Here is a 23,307-nt window from a genome sequence, read left to right as displayed (position 1 = left end):
CCGCGGGGACCGCGCCGCCGGGCGCCCGCCGCGGCGCGCCGCTCCTCCGGGCGCGCCGCGGGCTGTCACAGGTCCTGCAGGACGCGCTCCTCCAGTTGGTCGAAGAGCTCCAGACCGGTCGTGTAGCTCATCGCGCCCAACTGCGGGACGGGGTAGACGCGGTCGGCCCGCACCGGATCGAGGTCCTGCCACACCCCCTGGTCCATGACCTCCTGGACGGGCTCGGTGGGTTCGCCCTCGGCGTCGGCGCGGGTGAGGACGGCGTCGTACTCGTCGAGCCGGTCCAGCCTCTCCAGCGGCAGGGACTCGCTGAAGCCGCCGTCCGCCGACTCCGGCGTGAACCTCAGGCCCGCGTCGGCGGGGACCGTGGTGCCGTGGGAGCCCTGGTGCTCCAGGGTCCAGTTGCCGTCGCCGTAGGCGTCGATGGAGACGAACACGGTGTCGGCGAGGACGTCGGCGTACTCCTCCTGCAGCTCGGCGGCGCGGGAGTCGTAGGTGTCGATGAGCGCGGAGTGGGCGTCGGACACGCCGGCGGCGTCGGCGATGCGGCGGTTCATCTCCTTCCACTCCGAGGGGATGTTCATCGCCGCGACGGCGACCGGGGCCACCTGCTCCAGCTCGGAGTAGTCGAACTCCATCGCGGCGGGCAGCCCGGAGACGATGAGGTCGGGCTCCAGCTCGGCGACCTTCTCGACGTTGATCTCCAGGTCGCGGCCGACCTGCGGGAGGCCCTGCGCCTTCTTCAGCTCCTCGGGGGTCATGCCGGTGTCGTGGGTGCCGCTGGAGACGCCGACCAGGTTCGCCTCCTCCACCGAGATCAAAGCCGTGACGGACCAGCCGACGGCGACGATGCGCCGGGGGTCCCGGGGGATCTCCACCGGCTCCTGCGCGTGGTCGCTGTCGAATGCGCGGGTGGCACCGGATTCGGACTGGGAGCCGCCCGCGTCGCCGGCGGTGCCGCTCGTGCAGCCGCTCAGCACGAGCGCGGCCGCGGCGACCAGACCGATGCCCCATCGGGGGATCGAGGCGCGGTATCGGTTCATGGACACTCCAAAGATCATCAGAAGGCTAGCCTTACCTTAGTATCCAGGTGCGGCGGTGCCACGGCCGGGTGGCCGCGGCGCGGGCCGGACCGGCGCTCACCCCTCCGGGTCCGCGGACGCGGCGAGGCGGGCGGCGAGAGCGGGGCCGATCACGGCCAGCCCTTCGGCGGACAGCAGGTCGTCGTGGGATGCGGGGACCTCGTGGTGCTCGATCCCGCCGCCGATGTGGGGCTCCCAGGCGCGTGCGGCGCCGTCGGGGGCGTCCTTGGCCGTGAAGCAGAGTGCGCCGCCGGGGTGGCGGCGGGGCTCCTCACCGGCGGAGGCCTCCAGCAGGCGGACGGCCCAGCGCCGGTTGGCCACGGCCATGCCGGGGTCGCCGCGTTCGGCGCCCATCTCGACGGCGACCTCCCCAGCACCCGCACCCCGCCCCCGCTCGGCGCATGGGTCCTCGACGGCGACCTCCCCAGCACCCCCACCCCGCCCCCGCTCGGCGCACGGGTCCTCGACGGCGACCTCCCCAGCACCCCCACCCCGCCCCCGCTCGGCGCACGGGTCCTCGACGGCGACCTCCCCAGCACCCCCACCCCGCCCCCGCTCGGCGCAGGTGTCATGGGCGGGTGCGCCGGAGGCGCCGGCAAAGTGCCGCCGCGCGTGCCAGGGCGCCGGGTAGGCGTCGAGCAGCGCGAGCAGTTCGACGTCCGCGCCCGCCCCGGCCAGCTCGGCGGCCACGGCCTGGGCCAGCGTGCCGCCGAAGGACCACCCGGCGAGCCGGTAGGGGCCGTCGGGCGACTCGCTGCGGATGCGCGCCGCGTAGGCGCGTGCGAGCCCGGCGACGGTACCCGGCGCCTGCGCACCCGGTGCGGGCGCCTCCAGGCCAAGGATGGGCACCTCGGCGGCCAGGTGGCGGCGCAGCCCGACGAAGGGCAGGCTGAACCCGCTCGCGGGGTGGATGCAGAACAGCGGCGGCCGTCCGCCGCCCGCGCGCAGCACGGCGACGCGCGGCTCGCCGGGCGCCTCCCGCGCCGGTCGGGGCCCGGTCCGCGCGCCGGGGCCGGCGGAGCGGGCGCCGAGTGAGGCCAGGTGCGCGGCGAGGGCGGCCGGCGAGGGGTTGGCGAACAGGTCGGCGATCGCCGCGCGGGTGCCGGTCTCGGCCTCGATGCGCGAGCGCAGCCGCACCAGCAGCATCGAGTGGCCGCCCAGGTCGAAGAAGTCGTCGTCCGCGCCGACCCGGTGCGCGCCCAGCACCTCGGCGAACACCTCGCACAGCACCGCTTCGGCCGCGTCGCGCGGCTCGCGCCCGGGCGCCGGCGCCAACTCGGCCGGGTCGGGCGCCGGGAGCGCCGTGCGGTCGAGCTTGCCGTGCGCGGTCAGCGGCAGCGACTCCAGCGGCAGGAACGCCGCGGGCACCATGTAGTCGGGCAGCCGCCCGGCGAGGTGGGCGCGCAGTTCGGCGGTGTCGGGCAGACCCGTTGCGTGCGGCGCCGCGGGCGGCTGCGGCGCGCCGGAGCCTTCCCGATTCGCGGGTGCGGGGATGACATAGGCGGCCAGGCGCCGGTCGCCCGGCGAGACCTCCCAGGTGTCGACGACGGCCTGGTCGACGGCGGGGTGCTCGCTCAGGGCGGCGGCGATCTCGCCCGGCTCGACGCGGAACCCGCGCACCTTGACCTGGTCGTCGGCGCGGCCGACGTAGTCCACCGACCCGTCGGGCATGCGCCGCACCAGGTCGCCGGTGCGGTACATGCGCGCGCCGGGCCCGCCGAACGGGTCGGCGACGAACCGGTCCGCGGTCAGCCCGCCGCGCCGCAGGTACCCGCGCGCGAGCCCGGCACCGCCCAGGTACAGCTCGCCGACCACGCCCGGGGGCACCGGGCGCAGCCGCTCGTCGAGCACATGGGCGGCGGTGTTGGCGGTGGGGCGGCCGATGACCGGGCGCTCGTGCTCGCCCGCCCGCGCCGCGAGGGCGTCGACCGTGGTCTCGGTGGGGCCGTAGAGGTTGTAGGTGGCGGTGCCCTGCTCCTCCAGCTCGCGCAGCCGCCGCCACAGCGACGCCGGCACCGCCTCGCCGCCCACACCCAGCGTCGTGGGGGTGTGCGTGCCCGGCTCGCTCAGCCCGGCGCGGATCAGCTGGAGCAGGTGGGAGGGCGTCACCTCGATGAAGTCGAAGCGCTCGGTGCGGATGCGCTCCACCAGCAGCGCCGGGTCGTGCATGGCGTCCTCGGTGACGACGTGCACAGCGTGGCCGTCCAGCAGCCACAGCTGCGGCTGCCACGCGGCGTCGAAGGAGAACGACCACGCGTGGCCGACGCGCAGCCGGTCGCGTCCGGCGCGGCGCCGGGTGGGCCGGTGCAGCGTCTCGCGGTGGCTGCGGAACAGGTTGGCGAGGCTGCGGTGGGTGACCGCCACGCCCTTGGGCCTGCCGGTGGAGCCGGAGGTGTAGATGACGTAGGCGGGGTGGTCGGGGTGCAGCGGCGCTGTGCGGTCGGTGTCGGCGGGGTCGGTCTCCGGCCGTTCGGCCGCGGTTTCGGGCGTCAGGGCGAGGATTCCGCGGGCGCCCAGCGCGGCGGCCCGCTCCGCCAGCTCCGGTGCGGTGGCGGTGATCAGCGGGGCGGCGTCGGCCAGCATGTGGGCGACGCGCTCGTCGGGGTAGGCGGGGTCGACCGGCAGGTAGGCGGCGCCGGACTTGAGCACAGCCAGGATCGCGACCAGCGTCTCGGGCGAGCGCGGCAGCAGCAGCGCCACGACCGACTCCGGCCCGGCGCCGCGGGCGGCCAGCTCGTGTGCGAGCCGGTTGGCCCGCCGGTTCAGCTCGGCGAAGCTCAGGCTCTCGCCCCCGCCGACCAGGGCGGGGTGGTCGGGGCCGCCTGCGGCCGCGGCCTCGAACAGCGCGGGAAGGGTCGCCGGGGCGGTCACGGGCAGGCGCGGTCCTTCGGCGTCGCGGGTGATCCGGGCGGTCTCCTCGGCGGTGAGCAGGTCCAGGCGCCCCACGGGTGCGGCGGGGTCGTCCGCGGCGGCCGCGAGCAGCCGCTCCAGGCGCAGCGCGACGTTGCGCACGGTCGGCGCGTCGAACAGGTCCGTGCTGTAGTCGACCACGCAGCGCATCGCCCCGTCGGCGCCGTCGGCGCCTCCGCCTTCGCCGGGGTCGCGGAACTCGAAGGCCAGGTCGAACTTGCCGCCGGGGGCGGCCACCGGCTCGCGCTCGGCCCGCAGGCCCGCCATGGTCAGCCTGGGCCCGGCGCCGCTCTGGTAGGCCAGCATGACCTGGAACAGGGGGTGGCGGCTCATCGACCGCGCGGGGTTGACGATCTCCACCAGGTGCTCGAAGGGGATGTCGGAGTTCTCGTAGGCGGCCAGGTTGGCCTCGCGCACCCGCGCCAGCAGGTCCGTGAAGGCGGGGTCGCCGGAGGTGTCGGTGCGCAGCACCAGCGTGTTGACGAAGAACCCGACGAGGTCGTCGAGCGCGGCGTCGTCGCGCCCGGCCACCGGCGAGCCGATGGGGATGTCGGTGCCGGCCCCCAGCCGCGTCAGCAGCGCGGCCAGCGCGGCCTGCAGCACCATGAACACGCTGGTGTCGTGACTGCGGGCCAGTGCGCGCAGCCGGGCGCTCAGCTCGGCCGGCAGCTCCAGCTCGACGGCGGCGCCGCGCCCGCTGGAGGCGGCCGGGCGGGGCCGGTCGGTGGGCAGGGACAGCTCCTCGGGCAGCCCGCGCAGCGCCTGGCGCCAGTACGCCGCCTGCGCGTGGACGGCGCTTGCGGGGTCGTCCTCGGCGCCCAGCACGGCGCGCTGGTGCAGGCCGTAGTCGGCGTACTGCACGGGCAGCGGCGCCCAGCCGGGCGCACGGCCGCCGCTGCGCGCGGTGTAGGCGGTCCCGATGTCGCGCAGCAGCGGGCGCGCCGACCAGCCGTCGCCGGCGATGTGGTGCAGCAGCAGGAGCAGCACGTGCTCGTCCTCGCCGGTGCGGAAGAGGCGGGCGCGCAGCGGCGGCTCGGCGTCCAGGCGGAAGCCGTAGGCGGCGGCCTCGGCGAGCAGACCGGGCAGCTCGTCCTCGCCGGCCTCGGTGAGCGGCAGCTCGGGCCGGGCCCGCTCCGGATCCAGGATGTGCTGGTAGGGAACGCCGTCCTCGTCGGGGAAGACGGTGCGCAGGCTCTCGTGGCGCGCGGTGGCGTCGGCCAGCGCCTCGGCGAGCGCCGCGCGGTCCAACGGGCCGCGCAGCCGCGCGCAGAAGGGGATGTTGTAGGTGGGGCGCGGGCCGTCGAGCCGGTAGAGGAACCACATCCGCTGCTGGGCGTGGGACAGCGGGGGGCGCTCGGGCCGCTCGGCGGGCCGCAGCGGCGGGCGCCCGCCGGCGGGGCGCAGCCGTTCGGCGAGCCGGGCCACCGTGGGCGCGTCGAACACCGTGCGCAGCGCGACGTCGCGGCCCAGCACCGCGCGGATGCGGGTGACCAGCCGGGTCGCCAGCAGCGAGTGGCCGCCCAGCGCGAAGAAGTCGTCGTCGACGCCGGCTTCGCCGACCTCCAGGACCTCCCGGAAGAGGCCGCACAGCAGCTCCTCGACCTGGTTGCGCGGCGGGCGCCCGCCGGCCGCGGCGGTCAGGTCGGGTGCGGGCAGGGCGGCGCGGTCGGTCTTGCCGTTGGGCAGGACGGGCATCGCCTCCAGCGGGACCACCGCGGCGGGAAGCATCGCGGTGGGCAGTGCGGCGGCGAGGTGGTCGCGCAGCGCCCGCGCGTCCAGCACCCGGCCCGCCCGCGGAACGGCGTAGGCGGCCAGGACCGCGGACCCCGCCCCGTCGCGGTGCACGGCGGCGGCGCTGCCGGCGACGTCGGGGTGGGCGGCCAGCGCCGACTCGACCTCGCCGAGCTCGACGCGCATGCCGCGGATCTTGACCTGGTCGTCGGTCCGGCCCAGGAACTCCAGGTCGGCTTCGGCGTTCCACACGACCCGGTCGCCGGTGCGGTACATGCGGGCGCCGGGTGCGCCGAAGGGGTCGGCGACGAACCGCGCGGCGCTGAGCCCGTGCCGCCCCAGGTAGCCGCGTGCCAGCCCGGCGCCGCCGAGGTACAGCTCGCCGGGCACGCCGGCGGGCACCGGGCGCAGCATGGAGTCGAGCACGTAGGCGCGCACACCGGGGTCGGGGCGGCCGATGGGCACCCGGTCCCCCACCGCGTCCGGCCGGCACTCCCCCAGCGTGGCGTTCACCGTGGCCTCGGTGGGGCCGTAGCAGTTGAACATGGCTCGCCCGTCGGCGGCGAAGCGGCGCACCAGGGCGCCCGGCACGGCCTCGGTGCCGGCGAGGACCGTCATGCCCTCGGGCAGCTCGGCGTCCTCGGGCAGCGCCGACAGCAGCGCGGGCGGCAGGCCGGCGTGGGTGGCCCCGCGGTCGCGCAGGTAGTCGGTCAGCGGCGGCCCGGGGACGCGCCGCTCGGGCGGCACCACCACGAGCCGGCCGCCGGAGAGCACGCCCATGACGAACTCCCAGAAGGCCACGTCGAAGCTGGGCGAGCCGAGCTGGGCGATGCGGCTGTCGGCGCCGGCGCCGAGGCGGCGGGCGGCGGTGGCCACGAGCTTGGCCACGCCGGCGTGGCTGACGACGACGCCTTTGGGCAGACCCGTCGAGCCGGAGGTGTAGACGAGGTAGGCGGCGGTGGCGGGCAGGACCGGGGCGCCGCGCTCGGCGTCGGTGATGGCGCCGGGCCGGGCGGCGGCGATCTCGCCGGCGGTGGCGGGGTCGTCGGCCACCACCCGTTCGGCGCCGGTGAGACCGGCGACGCGCGCGCTCAGCTCAGCGGTGGCGACGACGCAGGCGGGCCGGGAGTCGGCGAGCATGTGCGCGAGCCGGTCGTCGGGGTAGTCCGGGTCGAGCGCCAGGTAGGCCGATCCGGACTTGAGCACCGCAAGCAGCGCCACGACCAGCTCCGCCGACCGGGGCACGGCCAGCGCGACCACGCGCTCCGGCCCGGCGCCGCGGCCCAGCAGCACCCGCGCGAGGCGGTCGGAGCGGTCGTCGGCCTCGGCGGCGGTGAGGACGGTGTCCTCGTCCTCCACCAGCACGGAGTCGGGCGAGCCGGCCACCCGCCGCCGCAGCAGTTCAACGAAGGTGGCCGGGCGCAGTGCGTCGGCCTCGGCCGCCTCCTCGGCCCGCGAGGGCCGCACCCGGCCTTCGGCGGCGGGTGCGGGAGCCGGCGGCGGTCCGCCCGCGGCCTGGGCAGCGGGGGCGTGTGGGCCGGGGCCGTCGGTCCCGGCGGCGTGGTCGGAGGGGGCGAGCAGCGCATCCGTCCCCTCGGGCGGCTGCGCGCCCGCGGTCGCGGTCGTGCTCGGCGCGGCGCCGGAGCGCCGGGGCCGCCCGCTGCGGCCGATCGCGGCGTAGGCCGCCGTGCGGTGGGCGGCCAGGGCGGTGGTAGGCGCCGGTACGCGGTGGGGCGGGAGGACCGCCAACCGCGCCACCGGCGTACCGGGCGCGGCCGCCATCGCACGCAGGACGCTCGCCAGGCACTCCGCGGCCAGTTCGGCCCGGGCCCGGGAGACGGTGTCGGGCCGGTAGCCGAAGGTCAGCCGCAGCCGGGCGGCCTGGGCACCGGGCGGAGGGGGGACGACCGCGAGGGACAGCGGGTAGTGCGTCGCGTCGGTGGAGCCCAGCACGCGGGCCCGCAGCCCGGGGACGTCCTCGGCGGGGTCGGTGCCCTCCACCGGGTAGTTCTCCACGACCATCAGGGTGTCGAACAGCTCCGGCACTCCGGCCGCCCGCTGGATCTCGGCGAGGCCGACGTGGGCGTGGTCGAGCAGGGCGGCCTGCTCGCCGCGCAGCCGGTCCAGCAGCGCGGCCGCGCTCTCGGCCGGGTCCAGGCGCACCCGCACCGGAACCGTGTTGACGAACAGCCCCACCGCCTCCTGGGCGCCGGGCAGCTCGTGGGGGCGGCCCGAGACGGCGGTGCCGAAGACGACGTCGCGGCTGTCGAGCAGGTGCCCCAGCACCAGACCCCACGCCGCCTGGAGCACGGTGTTGAGCGTGACGCCCTGGCCCCGTGCGAGGTCGCGCACCGCTGCGGTGAGCTCGGCGGACAGGTCGCGGACGAGGCCGCGCGGCTCGGCCGGGCCGCCGCCGTCCGCATCCGGCACGCCGGTCGGGCCGCCGGCGTCGAACGCCTCGGCGACGCGGGTGGCGCCCTCCACGCCGGCCAGGGATGCGCGCCAGGCCGCGAGCGCCGCACCGGTGTCCTGCCGGGCGAGCCATCGCAGGTGGTCGCGGAACGGCGCCGCGCGGGGCAGTGCCGCGCCGTCGGCGGCGTAGAGGCGGAACAGGTCGCGCACCAGCCGCGGCAGCGACCAGCCGTCGAGCAGGATGTGGTGGTGGGTGAGCACGAGGACGTGGTCGCCCGGCGCCCGGCGCACCAGGACGAAGCGGATGAGCGGCGGGGCGGCGAGGTCGAAGCGCGTGCGGCGCTCCTCGTCGCGGACGCGCTGCAGTTCGGTGTCCTGCGCGCCGGCGTCCAGGCCGGTCAGGTCGGTCTGCGTCCAGCGAGCGGGCACCCGCGTACCGACGAGCGCGGCCGGCTGCCCGTTCTTGCGGCGCCGGAACGCCGCCCGCACGTTGGGGTGGCGCACCAGCAGGGCGTCGGCGGCGGCGTGCAGCCGCTCGGCGTCGAGGTTTCCCGCCAGCTCCAGGGCGATCTGGACGTTGTAGACGTCGGCGCCCTCGGCGTCGATCTGGCTCTGGAACAGCAGCCCTTCCTGGAGCGGCGTCAGCGGCAGGATGTCCTCCAGGCCGGATGCGTTGCTCACGTGAGCCTCCACTCTGCTTCGAATTCGTCGATCTCGTCCTGGTCGAGGTCCGGCAGGGACAGGTCCGACGGCGTGTGCCCGCCCGCCTCCGGCGCCCCGCCGTGCGCGACGATCCCGCTGAGCTGGGCGAACCAGGCGTCGGCGAGGTCGCGGACGTCCCCTTCGGCCAGCAGCCGCTCCGGCCAGGCCCAGGTGGCCGCCAGCACGGGCCCCTCGGCGCCGTCGCGGGTGAGGGCGTTGAGCTCCAGCGCGTGGCGCACGGGCATGCCGGGGTCGGCGCCGGGCGGGAGCGCGCCGGTCTCCGGTGCCACGGCCCACGGCTCGTGCTCTCCGGCGACCGCGACGCGGCCCAGGTAGTTGAACAGCAGCGGCGGCTCGGGGTCGGCGGCCAGCGCCCCGGCGGTGCCGGGGTTGAGGTAGCGCAGCAGGCCGTAGCCGATGCCCCCGTCGCCGGGGCGGGCGCGCAGCTGCTCCTTGACCCGCTTGAGCGCGTCGCCGGAGGCGGGCCCGCCCGCGCGGGCGTCGGCGGGGTCGAGTCCGGTGACGTCCAGGCGGGCGGGGTGGACGGCGGTGAACCAGCCGACGGTCCCCGAGACGTCGGTTCCGGGGAACAGCTGCTGTTCGCGGCCGTGGCCCTCAAGGGCGAGGCGCAGCACGGCGTCCGCGTCGCCCGCGCCGCCGGAGCGCGCGGCGCGCCATTCGGCGGCGGCCAGCGCGAGCGCACTGAGCAGCACGTCCTCGACTCCGGCATGGAAGGCCGCGGGGACCCGGGTGAGCAGCGCCGCGGTGTCGGGCGCCGACAGCGAGACGGTGAACCGGCGCAGGGTCGCGGCGGTGTCGCGCTCGGGGTCGGGCCTGCCGAACGCCCGGACCTCCGCGGCCGCCTGCGACTGCGGGGCGGCGGTGATCTCCTGCCAGGCGGCCAGTTCGGCGGTGCGGTGCGCGGCGGCGGCCTCGGCGCGCAGCCGCTGCGCCCAGCGGGCGAAGGAGGTCTGCGGCGCCGGGAGGACCGGCGGCCGGCCGGCGGAGGCGTCGTTCCACGCGGCGGCGAGGCCGGCGCGCAGGATGTGCCAGGAGACGCCGTCGACGGCGAGGTGGTGGACGACGAGCACCAGCCGCCCGGCCCGGTCGGGGCCGCGGTCCAGCCACACCGCGCGCAGCATCGCGCCGGCGTGCGGGTCGAGGCGGCGCTGGGCGTCGGCGGCCGCGTCGGCGGCCGCGCGGGCCAGTCCCGCCTCGTCCAGTCCGGCCGCGTCGCGGCGCACCAGCACGTCGGCGGCCGCGACGGCGCCGGGCTCGGCGGCGCGCAGCAGCCATCCGTCGCCGCCGGCGGTCAGCCGGGCGCGCAGCATGGCGTGGGCGTCCAGCACCGCTTGCAGCACAGTGGCCAGGCCGCCGGTGCCGGCGCCCGCGGGGGTGGTGACCGCGGCGGCCTGGCTGAACCCGTCCACCGGTCCCCCGCGCTCGCGCAGCCAGTGCATGACGGGGGTCGGCTCGACGTCGCCGGTGCCGTCGTCGCGGCCGCTCTCCTGTTCGGCGGCGTCCCCGGCGGGTGCGCTCGCGGCGGCCAGGGCGAGGCGCTCGGGGGTCTGCTCGGTGAACACGTCGGCCGGGGTCAGCTCCAGCCCGCGGGCGCGGGCGCGGCCGACGAGCCGGATGGCGAGGATGCTGTCGCCGCCGAGGGCGAAGAACCCGTCCTCGGCGCCGACGCGCTCCAGCCCCAGCAGCTCGGCGAAGACGCCGCACAGCAGCTCCTCGCGCGGGTCGCGGGCGCCGCGGCCCGCGCCGGCGTGCTCGGCGAGGTCGGGCGCGGGCAGGGCGGCGCGGTCGAGCTTGCCGTTGGCGGTGAGCGGGAAGGCGTCGAGGACGGTCACCGCGGCGGGGATCATGTGCTCGGGCAGCCGCGCGGCCAGCCGGCGCAGCAGCGCCGCGGGGTCGGGGCCGCCGGATCGGCCTCCCGCTCCGGCGGCGGGCGTCACGTAGGCGGCGAGCCGGTCGGCGCCCGCCGCGCCGCGCCGCGCGGTGACGACGGCGCCGCCGACCTCGGGGAAGCCGGTGAGCGCGTGCTCGATCTCGCCGAGTTCGATGCGCATGCCGCGCACCTTCACCTGGAAGTCCGAGCGGCCGGTGAAGACGAGCCGGCCCGCGCGGTCCCACCGGACCACGTCGCCGGTGCGGTACATCCGCGACCCGGGGGCGCCGAACGGGTCGGCCACAAACCGCTCCGCCGACAGCCCCGCCCGGTTGGCATACCCCCGCGCCAGTTGGACTCCCGCCAGGTACAGCTCGCCCTCCACTCCGGCCGGAACCGGTGCGAGGCGGCCGTCGAGCACGTAGACCCCGGTGTTCCACACCGGCCGCCCGATCGGCACCCCCGGCCCGGAGAAGGCTTCGGCGCCGGTGTCGAAGGCGGTCACGTCCACCGCCGCCTCGGTGGGCCCGTACAGGTTCGCCAGCGCGGCGCGCGGAAGCAGCGTGCGGAAACGCCGGGCCGCCTCGGCGCCCAGTTCCTCGCCGGAGGCGAACACGCGGCGCAGCGACGTGCAGCGCGCCGCGTCCGGTTCCTCGGCGAATACGCGCAGCATCGACGGCACGAAGTGGCACACCGACACGCCCGCGTCCCGGATAAGCCCGGCCAGGTAGCCGGGGTCGCGGTGGCCTCCCGGCGCCGCGACGACCAGGCCCGCGCCGGCGGCGAAGGGCCAGAACAGCTCCCACACCGACACGTCGAAGGACACCGGCGTCTTCAGCAGCACGCGGTCGCCGGCACCCAGCCCGTAGGCGCCCTGCATCCACGCCAGCCGGTTAACGATGGCCCGGTGCGAGACCACCACGCCCTTGGGCCGGCCCGTGGAACCCGACGTGTAGATGACATAGGCCGGATGCCCGCCCCGCAGCCCCGCCGCCCGCTCCGCGTCGGCCACCGGGTCCGCGCCGCGGCTCTCCACCCGCTCCGCGGTGGCGGGGTCGTCCAGCACGAGCCGCGGCACGGCGGGCTCCGCGGGCAGGTCGGCGGCGTCCTCGGCGCGGCAGACCACCAGCGCCGGATGCGCGTCGGCCAGCACGAACGCCACCCGCTCGCCCGGCTGATCCAGCTCGACCGGCAGATACGCCGCACCCGCCCACACCACCGCGTGCAGCGCCACCACCAGGTCCACCGACCGCGGCAGCGCCACCGCCACCACACACTCCGGACCCGCACCGCGGGCGATCAGCTCCCGCGCCAACCGGTACACCCGCGCGTCGAACTCCGCACGCGAAAGGACACCACTGTCCACGCCGACCACCGCCGCGTCCGAACCGGCGGTCGGCGGCTCGGCCCCCCGGGCCAGCAGCTCCGGCAGCGTCTCCTCGGCCACCGGGTGCGACGCCGCCTCCGCCCCCACCACCAGCCGCTCACGCTCGCCCTCCGCCAGCAGCGGCAGGTCGCCCACCGGCCGGTCCGGGTCGTCCAGCGCCGCGCCGAGCAGGCGCAGCAGCCGGTCGCCGAGGTCGCGCACGGTCTCGGCGTCGAACCTGTCGGCCGCGTAGCGGACGGCGGCCTCCATGCCGTCCTCGCCCGGGCGCTCCACGAACTCGAACTCCAGGTCGAAGCGGGCGGCCGTGCGGCTCACGGCGTCGTCGACGGCCGCATCGGCGCCGAACAGCCCGCCGTCCAACGCGGGGCGGGTCTGGTGGCTGACCATGACCTGGAAGAGCGGGTTGCGTCCGGCGGCGCGCACGGGGTTGAGGGCGTCGACGACCCGGTCGAAGGGCAGGTCGGCGTTGGCGAACGCCGACACCGCGAACGCGCGGGCGCGCTCCACGACCTCGCCGAATCCGGGTGCGCCCGAGAGGTCGGTGCGCAGCACCAGCGTGGTGAGGAACATGCCCACGGCGTCGTGCAGCGCCTCGTCGGTGCGGCTCGTGGCGGGCGTGCCCAGCGGGATGTCCTCGCCCGACCCCATGCGGTGCAGCAGCACCGCCACCGCCGACTGCAGGACCATGAACGGGGTGGCGGCGTGCTCGCGGCCCAGGCGGGTGAGCGCGCGCACGAGGTCGGGGGGGATCGCGAACGCCGCGGTGCCGCCCTCGTCCGTGGGCGCGGCCGGGCGGGGCCGGTCGGCGGGCAGCGGCACCTCCTCGGGCAGCCCCGCCAGAGCCTCCCGCCAGAACCCCCGCTGGCGCGACGCCCTGCTCGCCGGATCCTCCACCGACCCCAGCAGCTCGGCCTGCCACACCGCATAGTCCGCATACTGCACCGGCAGCGGAGCCCACCCCGGAGCCCCGCCTGCACACCGCGCCCGATAGGCCGCATCCAGATCCCGCAGAAACGGCGCCTGCGACCACTCGTCCACCGCAATGTGGTGGAAGAGGTTGAGCAGCACGTACTCGCCGGAGTCCGCGGCGAAGAGGACGGGCCGGTAGGCGGGCTCGGTCTCCAGGTCGAAGGGGCGCCGGGCGGCCTCCTCGACGAGCCGGTCCGGATCGGCCGCCCCGACGCGCACCACGCGCAGCGGGTCGAGGGCCTTGGGGGTGTCCAGAACGCGCTGGCGGGGTTCGCCGCCGACGCGGGGGTAGGCGGTGCGCAGGATCTCGTGGCGTGCGGCGACGTCGGCGACGGCGGCGCACAGCGCGTCGACGTCGATGCCGCCGCGCAGCCGCAGCACCCAGGCGACGTTGTAGGACGCCTCGGTGCCGGGCACCTGAGCACTCGCCCACAGCCCGCGCTGGGCCGCCGACAGCGGGGCCTCCTCGCCGGACTCGGCCGCGGCGCCGCCCCGGACGGGCGGGCGGGTGTCGGTACCGGCGGCGATCCGTGCGGCGAGGGCGGCGGGGGTGGGCGCCTCGAACAGGTCGGCCACGCCCAGCTCCGCACCCAGCCGGGCGCGCAGCGCGTTGACCAGGCGGGCGCCGGCCAGCGAGTTGCCGCCCAGGTCGAAGAACCCGTCGTCGGCGCCGACCCGCTCCAGCCCCAGCAGTTCCGCGTAGAGGTCACAGACCAGCTGTTCGCGCCCTCCGGCGGCGGCGCGTCCGGCACCGCCCCCGGGTACCGCGGGGGCCGGTTCGGGCAGGGCGGCGCGGTCGAGCTTGCCGTTGGCCGTCAGCGGGAAGGCGTCCAGCACCACCAGCGCCTCGGGCACCATGTGCTCGGGCAGCCGCGCGGCCAGCGCGGCGCGCAGCCGTCCGGGGTCGGCCGCGCGGGAGGGCGCGGGCACGACGTAGCCGACCAGGCGGGTGTCGCCGGCCGCACCGGCCAGCGCGCGGACGGCGGCGCCGCCGACCTCGGGGAAGCCGGTGAGCGCGTGCTCGATCTCGCCGAGTTCGATGCGCATGCCGCGCACCTTGACCTGGAAGTCGGAGCGGCCCAGGTACTCCAGCTCCCCGGCGCGGGTCCAGCGCACCACGTCGCCGGTGCGGTACATGCGGGAGCCGGCCGGACCGAACGGGTCGGCGACGAACCGCTCCGCACTCAGCCCGGCCCGGCCGTGGTACCCCCGCGCCAGTTGGACTCCCGCCAGGTACAGCTCGCCCGCCACTCCGGCCGGGACGGGCCGCAGGCGCGCGTCGAGGACGTAGACCCCGGTGTTCCACACCGGCCGCCCGATCGGCACCCCCGGCCCGGAGAAGGCTTCGGCGCCGGTGTCGAAGGCCGTCACGTCCACCGCCGCCTCGGTGGGCCCGTACAGGTTCGCCAGCGCCGCATGCGGCAGCACGTCGTGGAACCGGCGCGCCAGGTCCGCGCCGAGCGCCTCGCCGGAGGCGAAGACGCGCCGCAGCGACGTGCAGCGTCCCGCCTCGGGCGCGTCGGCGAAGACGCGCAGCATCGAGGGCACGAAGTGGCACACGGTGACGCCGCGGGCGGCGACGGTCGCGGCGATGTAGGCGGGGTCGCGGTGCCCGCCGGGCTCGGCGACGACCAGGCCCGCGCCGGCGGCGAAGGGCCAGAACAGCTCCCACACCGACACGTCGAAGGACACCGGCGTCTTCAGCAGCACGCGGTCGCCGGCACCCAGCCCGTAGGCGCCCTGCATCCACGCCAGCCGGTTCACGATCGCCCGGTGCGAGACCACTACACCCTTGGGCCGGCCCGTGGAACCCGACGTGTAGATGACATAGGCCGGATGCCCGCCCCGCAGCCCCACCGCCCGCTCCGCGTCGGTGAGGGGGCCGTCCGGGCGGTCCGCGACGAGTGCGGCGGTCGCCGGTTCGTCGAGGGCGAGGACCTCGACCCCCTCGACGTCCGGCAGTTCGGCGGTGTCCTCGGCGCGGCAGACCACCAGCGCCGGATGCGCGTCGGCCAGAACGAACGCCACCCGCTCGCCCGGCTGATCCAGCTCGACCGGCAGATACGCCGCACCCGCCCACACCACGGCATGCAGGGCCACCAGCAGATCCACCGACCGCGGCAGCGCCACCGCCACCACACACTCCGGACCCGCACCGCGGGCGATCAGCTCCCGCGCCAACCGGTACACCCGCGCGTCGAACTCCGCACGCGAAAGGACGCCCCCGTCGGCACCGACCACCACGGCATCCGAACCCGCGCCCCCAGCGAGCAGCTCCGGCAGCGTCTCCTCGGCCACCGGGTGGGACGCCGCCTCCGCCCCCACCACCAGCCGCTCACGCTCGCCCTCCGCCAGCAGCGGCAGGTCGCCCACCGGCCGGTCCGGGTCGTCCAGCGCCGCGCCCAGCAGCAGAGTGAACCGGCGGGTCAGGTCTTCGACCGTGCCGCGGTCGAAGCGGTCCGCCGCGTAGCGCACCGCCGCGTCCAGCGCGTCGGTGCCGGGCCGCTCGATGAACACGATCTCCAGGTCGAACTTGGCGGTGTCGACGACCTGGTCCTCCAGCCGGGTGCGCAGTCCCAGCAGCCCGTCGGTCTCCGCAGGCCGCGTCTGATTGCTCACCATGACCTGGAACAGCGGGTTGCGTCCGGCGGCGCGTACGGGGTTGAGGGCGTCGACGACGTCGTCGAACGGCAGGTCTGCGTTGGCGAACGCGGCGAGGTCCGCCTCGCGCACCCGCTCCAGCAGCGTGCGGAAGGCGGGGTCGCCCGACAGGTCGGTGCGCAGCACCAGGGTGTTGAGGAACATGCCCACGGCGTCGTGCAGCGCCTCGTCCGTGCGGTTGGCGGCGGGCGTGCCCAGCGGGATGTCCTCGCCCGACCCCATGCGGTGCAGCAGCACCGCCACCGCCGCTCTCAGCACCATGAAGCGGCTGGTGCGGGTCTGCTCGGCGAGGCGGGAAACGGCGCCGGTCAGCCCGGCGGGCAGCCCGAAGCGCACCAGGCCGCCTTCACCGCCGCCCGCGCCCGCGCGGGGCCGGTCGGCGGGCAGCGGGACCTCCTCGGGCAGCCCCGCCAGAGCCTCCCGCCAGAACCCCCGCTGGCGCGACGCCCTGCTCGCCGGATCCTCCACCGACCCCAGCAGCTCGGCCTGGCACACCGCATAGTCCGCATACTGCACCGGCAGCGGAGCCCACCCCGGAGCCCCGCCTGCACACCGCGCCCGATAGGCCGCATCCAGATCCCGCAGAAACGGCGCCTGCGACCACTCGTCCACCGCAATGTGGTGGAACACCGCCAGCAGCACGTGCCGTTCGCCGCCGCCGTCGGTGAAGAGGGTGAACCGGGCGGGTGTACCGCCGACCAGGTCGAAGGGCTCGCGCGCGGCCCGGTCCAACCGGTCGGGGGTCTCCTCGGCCGCGCTCTCCACCGCGACCAGCGGCCGGGGCAGCCGGTCGAGGGGGACCACGCGCTGCTCGGGCTCGCCGTCGGCGCGGCGGGAGAAGCGGGTGCGCAGCACGGCGTGGCGGGCGAGCACGTCGGCCACCGCCTGCTCCAGGGCGGCAGTGTCGAGGGCGCCGCTGATCCGCAGCGTCCAGGGCACGTTGTAGGCGCCGCCGGGGGCCGCCCCTCCGGTCTCCAGCAGCCACAGCCGCCGCTGTTCGGCGGAGAGCGGGACGCTGTCGGGCAGCGGGCGGGCGGCCAGGGCGGGCCGGGCGCCGGCGGCGGCCCGCGCCCGCTCGGCGATGCGCGCGGCGACCCGGGCCGGGGTCGCCGCCTCGAACAGGTCGCGCACCCCGATGTCGGCGCCCAGGCGGGTGCGCAGCAGGTTGGCCGCGCGGGCGGCGGCGAGGGAGTGCCCACCCAGCGCGAAGAAGTCGTCGTCGGCGCCGACCGCGCCGGTGTCCAGCACCTCGCCGATCGCGGCGCAGACGGCCTCCTCCTCGGGGGTGCGCGGCGCGCGTCCGGGACCCGCGGCGGCGTCGGCCCGCTGGGGCGCGGGAAGGGCGGCCCGGTCGGTCTTGCCGTTGGCGGTCAGCGGGAGCTCCTCCAGCACCACCACGGCGGAGGGGACCATGTAGTCGGGCAGGAGCGCGGCCGCGTGCGCGCGCACCGCCGCCGGGTCGAGCGGGGCGGCGCCGGGCGCGGCGACGACGTAGGCGGCGACCGACGCGTCGGCGCCGTCGCCGGTGCGCACCGCCGCCACGGCCTGGGCTATGCCGGGGTGTCCGGCGAGGGCGGCCTCGATCTCGCCGAGTTCGATGCGGAACCCGCGAACCTTGACCTGGAAGTCGGAGCGGCCCAGGTACTCCAGCTCCCCGGCGCGGGTCCAGCGCACCACGTCGCCGGTGCGGTACATACGGGCGCCGGCCGGACCGAACGGGTCGGCGACGAACCGCTCCGCGCTCAACCCGGCCCGGCCGTGGTAGCCCCGGGCCAGACCCGCGCCCGCGATGTAGAGCTCGCCCGCCACGCCCGGAGGCACCGGGCGCAGCCCGGCGTCGAGCACGTGGACACGGGTGTTGGCGATGGGCGCGCCGACGGTGACGGGGCGGCCGCACTCCACCGGCGCCGCGGTCGACCAGATCGTGGTCTCGGTGGGCCCGTAGAGGTTCACGACCCCCTCGGCGCGACGTGCCAGCTCCTCGGCCAGCGCCTCCGGCAGCGCCTCGCCGCCCACCAGCACCCGCAGCCCGTCCGCCGCCGCGGGAGCCTCGTCGACGATCGCGCGCCAGAGGCTCGGGGTGGCCTGCACGACGGAGGCCCCCGATGCGGCGAGGGCGTCCGCGAGTGCGGCGGGGTCGCGGACGGTATCGCGATCGGCCAGCACCACCGCGGCACCGGCCAGCAGCGGCAGATACAGCTCCAGCGCCGAGATGTCGAAGCCCACCGTGGTCACCGCCAGCAGCCGCTCCCCCGCCGCCAGCGGGAACCGCTCACCCATGTCCGCCAAAAAGTTCGCCAGCGCACCGTGCGAGACCACCACACCCTTGGGCCGCCCCGTCGACCCCGAGGTGTAGAGGATGTAGGCGGCACTGCCGGCGACCGGGAAGCAATCCGGCCCGGTGTCATCGTGCGCGGGCTCGGGCCAGGTGGCCGGGTCGTCGACCAGCAGCCGCCGCGGCCCCCCGGGCGTGTCGGGCAGGCCCGCGCCCGTCGCCGCATCGGTCACCACCAACCGCGCACCCGAATCCGCCAGCATGAACCCCACCCGCTCCACCGGAAACCCCGGATCCACCGGCAGATACACCCCACCCGCACGCCCCACCGCCAACAGCGCCACCACCAGATCCACCGACCGCGGCAACGCCACCGCCACCACACACTCCGGACCCGCACCCGCCGCACGCAACCGCACCGCCAACGCATCCGCACGCCCCGCCAACTCCGCGAACGACACCGCGACACCACCCGCAACCACAGCGGTGCGCTGCGGGTTCGCGGCGGCGGCGCGGGCCAGGCGTTCGGGCAGCAGCGGTCCGGTGGGACGCTCGGTGGCGTTGGCCGCGGCGAGCAGGCGCCGCTCGTCCTCGGTGCGGACGTCGATGGTGCCGACGCGCCGACCGGGGTCGGCGGCCATGGCCCCCAGCACCAGCCGCAGCCGCTCGGCCATCCGCGCGGCGGTCTCGGCGTCGAAGCGGGCGGTGGCGTAGCGCAGCGTGCCCGCCAGCCCGCGGGTCCCGGGGCGCTCGGCGAACGTGAACTCCAGGTCGACCTTTGCCGCGCGCATGTCCACCGGGTGGATGCCGGACTCGGTGCCCAGCAGCGCCGGCCGGTCGGGGTCGCGCTGGTAGGTGAGCATGACCTGGAAGAGCGGGTGGCGCGCCAGCGAGCCGCAGGCGCCGCACTCCTGCACGACGCGGTCGAAGGGCGCGTCGGCGTTGGCGAAGGCGGCGACGTCGGCCGCGCGCACCCGCGCGAGCAGCTCGGCGGTGTCGGGGCCGCCGGAGAGGTCGGTGCGCAGCGTCAGCATGTTCAGGAACATGCCGACGGTGTCGTGCACCGCGGCGTCGTCGCGGTTGGCGGCGGGTGTGCCGATGGGGATGTCCTCGCCCGCGCCCATGCGGTGCAGCAGCACGGCCACCGCCGACTGCAGGACCATGAACGCGGTGGCGCCGTGCCCCTCGGCCAGTTCCAGCAGCGCGCGGTGCTCGGCGGCGCCGAGGGCGAAGTCGACGGCCGCGCCGGCGCCGTCCGGGGCAGCGGGGCGCGGCCGGTCGGCGGGCAGGTCGAGCTCGGCGGGCGCGCCCGCGAGGGCGCCGCGCCAGAACGCGAGCTGGCGCCCCAGGGGGCTCGCCGGGTCGCCGGCCTCGCCCAGCCACGCGCGCTGCCAGGCGGCGAAGTCGCCGTAGTCGACGGCGAGCGGCTCCCAGTGCGGTGCGCGGCCGGCGCGGCGGGCGGCGTAGGCGGCGTCGAGGTCGCGGACGAACGGCGCCTCGGACCACTCGTCGGTGGCGATGTGCGGGAACGCGAACGCGAGCACGGCCTCGCCCGGTGCGGTGCGCAGCAGCGCGGCGCGCACGGCGGTGTCGCGGGCCAGGTCGAAGGGCCGGTGCAGCACCTCGTGCACGTCGGCGTCCAGCTCGGGTTCCGCGACGTCGCGGACCTCCAGCACCTCGCCGACCTCCTCGGGCGCGAGGACGCGCTGGTGCGCGGCGGCGCCGCCGCTGCCGGGAGTGTAGACGGTGCGCAGGATCGCGTGGCGCAGGACGACGTCGCGCAGGGCGGCGGCCAGCGCGCCGGCGTCCACGGCGCCGCGCAGCCGGAAGGCGAGCGGGACGTTGTAAGCGGCGCCGGGCCCGTGCAGCCGGTCCAGGAACCACAAGCGCTCCTGGGCGTAGGACAGCGGCGCGGGTGCGTCGGGGTCGGCGCGCCGGGTGAGCGGCGGCCGTGCCGCGGGGCGCGCCGCCAGCAGGGCGGCGAGCCCGGCGGGGGTGGGGGCGTCGAAGAGGTCGCGCACGCGCGCCTCCACGCCCAGCTCGGCGCGGATGCGGTTGGCGGCGCGGGTGGCGAGCAGGGAGTGGCCGCCGAGGGCGAAGAAGTCGTCGGCGCCGCCGAGGGCGCCGGTGTCCAGCACGTCGGCCAGGATGGCGCGCAGCCGGGCCTCGAACGGCCCGGCGGGGGCCTCGGGCTCGTCCGCCGCGGCGAGGGCGGGGGCGGGCAGGGCCGCGCGGTCGGTCTTGCCGTTGGCGGTCTGCGGGAACTCCTCCAGCACCACCACGGCGGAGGGCACCATGTACTCGGGCAGGCGCGCGGCGAGGGCGGCGCGCAGCGCGGCGGGGTCGGGTGCGGCGCCGGCGGCCGGGCGGACGTAGCCGACGAGGCGCGGCCGGCCCGGCTCGTCCTCGCGGGCTGCGGCCACGGCGTGGGCGACGCCGTCCTGGTCGGCCAGAGCGGTCTCGATCTCGCCGAGTTCGATGCGGAACCCGCGGATTTTGACCTGGAAGTCGGCGCGGCCGACGTAGGCCAGCGCGCCGTCGGAATCCCAGCGGACGACGTCGCCGGTGCGGTACATGCGGGTGCTGGCCGGGCCGAACGGGTCGGCGACGAACCGCTCCGCGCTCAGCCCGGCCCGGCCGTGGTAGCCCCGGGCCAGGCCCGCGCCCGCGATGTAGAGCTCCCCGGCCGCACCGGCGGGCACCGGGCGCAGCGCGGCGTCGAGCACGTAGAGGCAGGTGTTGGCGATGGGCGCGCCGATGGACGCGGGGGCGGCGGCCGGGCGGCGGCGGCCCGCCCCGATGCCCGCTGCGGTGGACCAGATCGTGGTCTCGGTGGGCCCGTAGAGGTTCACGACCCGCTCGGCGCGGCTTGCCAGCTCCTCGGCCAGCGCCTCCGGCAGCGCCTCGCCGCCCGTCAGCACCCGCAGGCCCGCGAGGGACTCGGGCCGCTCCTCGGCGAGCGCCCGCCACAGCGTGGGAGTGGCCTGCATCACCGACGCACCGGAGGACTCCAGCAGGTCGGCGAGTGCGGCGGGGTCGCGGACGGTGTCCCGATCGGCCAGCACCACCGCGGCACCGGCCAGCAGCGGCAGATACAGCTCCAGCGCCGAGATGTCGAAGCCCACCGTGGTCACTGCCAGCAGCCGCTCCCCCGCCGCCAGCGGGAACCGCTCACCCATGTCCGCCAGAAAATTCGCCAGCGCACCGTGCGAGACCACCACACCCTTGGGCCGCCCCGTCGACCCCGAGGTGTAGAGGATGTAGGCGGCACTGCCGGCGACCGTGCCGGCGGCGAGGGACGGCCGGGAGCCGCCGGCCTCGCTCTCGGGCACGGGCTCGGGGTCCTCCGCGGGCCGCGACAGCACGATGCGCCGGGTTCCCCCGGGCGTGTCGGGCAGGCCCGCGCCCGTCGCCGCATCGGTCACCACCAACCGCGCACCCGAATCCGCCAGCATGAACCCCACCCGCTCCACCGGAAACCCCGGATCCACCGGCAGATACACCCCACCCGCACGCCCCACCGCCAACAGCGCCACCACCAGATCCACCGACCGCGGCAACGCCACCGCCACCACACACTCCGGACCCGCACCCGCCGCACGCAACCGCACCGCCAACGCATCCGCACGCCCCGCCAACTCCGCGAACGACACCGCGACACCACCCGCAACCACAGCGGGGGCGTCGGGCGTGCGGCGGGCGGCCTCGGCGACCAGGTCGGCCACCGGGGCGCCGGGCACCTCGGCGGCAGGGCCGGAGGCCGCCGCGGCGTCGGCGATGTCCAGGGTGCCCAGCGGCCTGCGGTCGGCCTGCTCGGGCGCGCCCTGCTCTGCCGCGATACCGCGCAGCAGCCGGCCGAACTCGGCCAGCAGCGCGTCCAGTCCCTCGGCGGTGTAGCGGGCGGCGTTTCCGTTGAGCTCGAAGCGCAGCCCGCCGCTGCCGGTGTCGCGGTAGACCGACAGCGACACGTCGTCGACGGGGCCCTCGGACAGGGTGCGCGCGGTGCCGCGGACCCCGCCGAAGTCGAGGTCGTAGTCGAAGGCCTTGATGTTGATCATCGGCCCGTGCAGCGCGGTTCCGCGCCCCACCAGGCTGAGGTCGCGGCGCACGTCCTCGGCCCGGTAGCGCTGGTGGGCGCGCAGCTCGCGCAGCCGGGCGGTGGTGTGCGCGAGCAGGTCGGCGACGGTGTCGGCGGGGTGCAGGCCCAGGCGCAGCGGCAGCACGTTGACCACCATGGCGGGCGTGCGCAGGGCGGCCGAGCCCAGGCGGCCCATGGCGGGCATGCCGAGCACGACGTCGCGGGCGCCGGTGCGGCGGTGGACGTAGCAGCCGAAGGCGGCGACGACCGTCTCGGCCCAGCTGGCGCCGGAGCGCCCGCCCAGCTCGGCCAGCCGCTCGGCGGTCTGCGCGTCCAGCCCGCCGGCGGCCGTGACGACGGCCGGTGCGGGCGCCGGCGGCGCGTCGCTGAGCAGCGGCGGTTCGGGCCGGTCGGCCAGCAGCGCGCTCCAGTACTCGCGATCGGCGGCGCGCCGCTCCGAGGCGGCGTAGTCCTCCTCCTCGGCGACGACCGCGGAGAGGTCGCCGAACCTGCGCTCGGGGCTCTGCCCGGAGGCGAGGGCGGTGTAGACCTCGGCGACGCGGCGGGTGAAGGTCGTGATGGCGTAGGCGTCGGCGACGACGTGGTGGAAGCGCTGGAACCACAGGTGGCGCTCGGGGCCGATGCGGTAGAGCACGAACCGGTGCAGCGGGCCGACGGCGAGGTCGACGGGCGCGGCCATGTCGGCGCGCATCAGCGCGAGCGCCGCGCCGCGCGGGTCCTCGCGCCCGCTCAAGTCGGCCTCCTCCAGCAGCGGCCCGTCCCAGGGCAGGTCGGGGTGGAGGAGCTGGTGCGGCTCGTCCCGGCCGTCCTCCGGCCCCGCGGCGCCCCCGCGCCCCGGCCGCACCCCGCCGTCTGCGACGACGGTGCGCAGGGTGTCCGTCTCGGCGACGGTGCGCTCCAGGGCCGCCCGCAGCAGCGCGGGGTCCAGCCGGCCGGGCAGGTCGATGTACTGGCCCACGTTGTAGCGCCCGGCGGCGGGGTCCGCGCCGGCCGATGCGACGTGATGGGCGTAGTAGACGCCGCGCTGGGCGCCGGTGAGTGCCAGCGACACGGGGGTCGGGGAGGGGCGGGTCTGGGTCATGGTGCGCTGCTTTCGGGAGAACGCGGCCGGCACGGGCGCCGAAGGCCCTCTGCCGGATTCGGCGGAACGCGGGACGGCTGGGCCGGTCCGCGCCGGGCGGGCGCGGA

3 protein-coding genes are annotated in these 23,307 nt (G+C 77.0%); all 3 read right to left on the bottom strand.

Features of this window, described 5'->3' with window-relative positions; genetic code table 11:
* Positions 1 to 65 precede the first annotated feature (65 nt).
* A complete protein-coding gene (locus tag ABD284_RS14985) occupies positions 66 to 1,043 on the bottom strand; it encodes an ABC transporter substrate-binding protein (protein WP_344143628.1) in 978 nt (325 codons plus the stop codon).
* Positions 1,044 to 1,139: 96 nt separating this feature from the next.
* A complete protein-coding gene (locus tag ABD284_RS14980) occupies positions 1,140 to 8,816 on the bottom strand; it encodes an amino acid adenylation domain-containing protein (protein ID WP_344143626.1) in 7,677 nt (2,558 codons plus the stop codon).
* Complete coding sequence (locus ABD284_RS14975; RefSeq protein ID WP_344143624.1) at positions 8,813 to 23,200, bottom strand: amino acid adenylation domain-containing protein; 14,388 nt, start codon at positions 23,198 to 23,200, stop codon at positions 8,813 to 8,815. Before ABD284_RS14975 ends, ABD284_RS14980 begins: the two co-directional genes overlap by 4 nt.
* Positions 23,201 to 23,307: the final 107 nt, after the last annotated feature.

Origin of the sequence: Streptomonospora arabica (assembly GCF_039531585.1) — a bacterium.
GTDB classification, from domain to species: domain Bacteria; phylum Actinomycetota; class Actinomycetes; order Streptosporangiales; family Streptosporangiaceae; genus Streptomonospora; species Streptomonospora halophila.
This window is presented reverse-complemented; position numbering and strand designations above follow the sequence as displayed.

Bases quoted from the DNA above. Each gene is read 5' to 3' on its own strand.
- ABD284_RS14985 (WP_344143628.1), bottom strand. From the start codon at position 1,043: ATGAACCGATACCGCGCCTCGATCCCCCGATGGGGCATCGGTCTGGTC.
- ABD284_RS14975 (WP_344143624.1), bottom strand. From the start codon at position 23,200: ATGACCCAGACCCGCCCCTCCCCGACCCCCGTGTCGCTGGCACTCACC.